The organism is Methylobacterium sp. WL116, from assembly GCF_008039455.1.
Classification (GTDB): domain Bacteria; phylum Pseudomonadota; class Alphaproteobacteria; order Rhizobiales; family Beijerinckiaceae; genus Methylobacterium.
Genome location: NZ_VRUV01000449.1, coordinates 1 through 3,770 on the forward strand (window position 1 = coordinate 1; position 3,770 = coordinate 3,770).

General features: G+C 71.5%; 2 protein-coding genes. Both read left to right on the forward strand.

The features are described 5' to 3' along the window. Positions 1 to 85 precede the first annotated feature (85 nt). Positions 86 to 3,184 (forward strand): efflux RND transporter permease subunit, encoded by a 3,099-nt coding sequence (locus FV223_RS22475; RefSeq protein WP_147729072.1) that lies wholly within the window; start codon positions 86 to 88, stop codon positions 3,182 to 3,184. 9 nt (positions 3,185 to 3,193) lie between these two features. Beyond that, positions 3,194 to 3,770 (forward strand): DUF2147 domain-containing protein (locus tag FV223_RS22480; protein ID WP_147729073.1); only part of this gene is annotated, 577 nt, incomplete at its 3' end.

The following is a 3,770-nucleotide window of genomic DNA, read 5'->3' on the forward strand; positions in this document are numbered from 1 at the left end:
GCCGTCGCCCGAGGCGAGCGCCGACGCCGGCGTCCCCTGAGCCGACGCCGCCCCGCCAAGTGATGCAGAAGGAACGGGCCGCCCGATGCGCCTGAACGTCTCGGCCTACGCGATCCGCAACCCGATCGGGCCGCTGGTCCTGTTCCTCGTGCTGATCGTGCTCGGCCTCGTCAGCTTCCGCGGGCTCGCGGTGACGCGGATGCCGAACGTCGACGTGCCGATCGTCTCGGTGGCGATCACGCAGTCGGGCGCGGCGCCCTCCGAGCTCCAGACCCAGGTCACGAAATGGGTCGAGGACTCGATCGCCGGCGTGCGCGGGGTCAAGCACATCACCTCGGCGATCACCGAGGGCTCGTCCGTCACCACCGTCGAGTTCCGGCTCGAGGTGAACACCGACCGGGCCGTCAACGACGTCAAGGACGCGGTCTCGAAGATCCGCATCAACCTGCCGCGCACCATCGACGAGCCGGTGATCAGCCGGGTCGAGATCGCCGGCCTGCCGATCCTGATCTACGGCGTCACCGCGCCGGCGATGACGCCCGCCGACCTGTCCTGGCTCGTCGAGGACAGGTTCGCGCGCATCCTCCAGGGGGTGAAGGGCGTCGGCGGCGTCGAGCGGGTCGGGGGCGTGGCGCGCGAGATGCGCATCGAGCTGCAGCCCGACCGGCTGCTGGCGCTCGGCATCACCGCGGCCGACGTCAACCGGCAGGTGCGCCTGACCTCGGCCGACATGGCCGGCGGACGCGGCGAGGTCGGCGGGCGCGAGCAGTCGATCCGGACGCTGGCCGCCTCGCGGACGCTCGCCGACCTCAAGGCCACCTCCATCGTCCTGCCCGGCGGCCGCAAGGTGCGCCTCGCGGATCTGGCCACCGTGTGGGACGCGATCGAGGAGCCACGCACCTTCGCCCGCTTCGACGGCCGGCCGGTGGTCGCCTTCGCGGTCTCGCGCGGCTCGGGCGCGAGCGACGCCGAGGTCGCCGCCGGCGTCGAAAGGAAGATCTCGGAGTTCGCGACCAGCTACCCCGACGTCAAATTCGAAAGGATCGACTCCTCGGTCTCGGCCACGATCGGCTCCTACGATTCTGCGATGCACACCCTGATCGAGGGCGCGGCGCTCGCCGTGCTGGTGGTGTTCCTGTTCCTGCGCGACTGGCGCGCGACGCTGATCGCGGCCTTGGCCCTGCCGCTCTCCGTGTTCCCGACCTTCTGGGCGATGGACGCGCTCGGCTTCACCTTGAACGGCATCAGCCTGCTGGCGATCACCCTGGTGACCGGCATCCTGGTCGACGACGCCATCGTCGAGATCGAGAACATCGTCCGCCACATGCGGATGGGCAAGTCCGCCTACCGGGCGGCGATCGAGGGCGCCGACGAGATCGGGCTCGCCGTCATCGCCATCACCGCGACCCTGATCGCGGTGTTCGCGCCGGTGTCGTTCATGCCGGGGATCGCCGGGCGCTACTTCATCCAGTTCGGGCTCACTATCGCGGTCTCGGTGTTCATGTCGCTGCTGGTCGCGCGGCTGATCACGCCGATGCTCGCGGCCTACTTTCTGCGCGACCACGCCCACCACGCGGAGCGCGAGGGGCCGGTGATGCGCGCCTACGGCCGCCTCGTCGGCTGGTCGGTGCGCCACCGGGTGGTCACCCTCCTCGTCGGGCTGGCCCTGTTTGCCGGCTCGCTCGCCTCCACCGGCCTGCTGCCCTCCGGCTTCGTGCCGAAGCAGGACAACGCCCGCACCCTGTTCATGCTCGAGCTGGCGCCGGGCGCGCGGCTCGCCGACACCATCGCCGTGTCCGACCGGGTGGTCGCGCGCATCCGCGCCCTGCCCGAGGTGGTCTCGGTCTTCGTCGACGGCGGCCGGCAGGTCGGCGGCAAGCGGGAGACGCGGCTGGCCACGCTCACCGTCAACCTGACGCCGAAGAACGCCCGCGCCCAGTCGCAGGCCGCCGTCGAGACCGAGATCGCCGGGCTGATCGCGCAGGAGCCCGACATCCGCTCGTGGTCCCTGCGCGACTCGGGCCAGCGCGACCTCGCCCTCGTGGTCGGCGGCCCCGATGCCGGCGTGGTGGCCGAGGTCGCCGCCAGGCTCCAGCGCGACATGGCCGCGATCCCCCATCTCGTCGCGGTGATGTCGACGGCGCCCCTGAACCGCACCGAGGTCCGCATCCGCCCGAAGCCCGGCGTCGCGGCCGATCTCGGCGTCTCGACCGACGCCATCGCCGAGACGGTGCGGGTCGGAACGATCGGCGACATCGGCCTGAACCTCGCCAAATTCAACGCCGCCGACCGCCAGATCCCGATCCGGGTGCAGCTGCCCGACAGCGCCCGCGGCACGGTCTCGCGGCTGGAGAACCTGAAGGTGCCGGCCAACAACGGCACCGCGGTGCCGCTGGCGGCGGTGGCCGACATCGAGCTCGACCAGGGCCCGGGCGCGATCGACCGCTACGACCGCGTCGTGCGCGTGGCCGTGGAGGCCAACATGGAGGGCTCGGACGCGCTGGGCTCGCTGATCGCCCAGGCGCTGGAGACGCCGACCGCCAAGAGCCTGCCGCCGGGCGTCACCATCCGACAGACCGGCGACGCCGAGATCATGGGCGAGGTCTTCTCCGGCTTCCTTCTGGCGATGGGCGCCGGGATCATGATGGTGTACGCCGTGCTCGTGCTGCTGTTCGGCTCGTTCCTGCAGCCGCTGACGATCCTGTTCTCGCTGCCGCTCTCGATCGGCGGCGCGATCCTCGGCCTGCTCGTGATGAGCATGCCGATCTCGATGCCGGTGGTGATCGGCATCCTGATGCTGATGGGGCTGGTGACCAAGAACGCGATCATGCTGGTGGATTTCGCCGTCGAGGAGATGGGACGCGGCGTCGATCCCGTCACCGCGATCGTCGAGGCCGGCCGCAAGCGTGCCCGCCCGATCGTGATGACGACGATCGCCATGGCCGCCGGCATGGTGCCCTCCGCGATGGCGCTCGGCGTCGGCGGCGAGTTCCGCGCGCCGATGGCGGTCGCGGTGATCGCCGGGCTGATCGTCTCGACCCTGCTCTCGCTGGTCTTCGTGCCGGCGGTGTTCCTGCTGATGGAGGGCTTGAGCCGCGTCCTCGGACGGGTGCTCGGCCGCTTCGTCGGCGCCCGCGACGAGGCCGGCACCGCGCCCGCGGCCCATCCCTCCCCTTCCCCCTGAGGAAACCGAATGACCGTCATGTCCGCCCGCGTCTCGACCTTCGCCCTCCTCGGCCTCGCCGCCGCCTCCGCCCTCGGGGCCAGCCCGGCGGCCGCGGCCGACCCCACGGGCACCTGGTTCACCGAGGACGGGCGCGCCCGGGTGCGGACCGAGCATTGCGGGCCGGGCGGCGCGAACCTGTGCGGCTACGTCGTCTGGGGCTCGAAGCCGCTGGGCGAGGACGGCAAGCCGAAGATCGACCGCTACAACCCCGACCCGAAGCGGCAGGCCCGGCCGCTCCTCGGCCACCAGATGATCCTCGGCCTGAAGCGCAACGAGGAGGGCCGGTTCGTCGGCAAGATCTACAACGGCGACAACGGCAAGTCCTACGACGTGACGATCTGGAGCGAGACCCCCGCCGAGCTGTCGGTGAAGGGCTGCCTGATCTCCGTGCTGTGCCAGACCCAGACCTGGACGCGGGTGGGCGACGTGGTGCCCGGCCAGCTCACCGCCGCGACCGACACCCCCGGCGGCCCGCCGCGGACAGCGGCCCCGTTCTCGGGAACTTCCGGCCACTCGTCCCGCCCGCGCCCTCATCCTGAGGTGC

What these genes read in the sequence shown, in the direction of transcription:
- FV223_RS22475 (WP_147729072.1), top strand. Translation starts at nt 86, where the DNA reads ATGCGCCTGAACGTCTCGGCCTACGCGATCCGCAACCCGATCGGGCCG.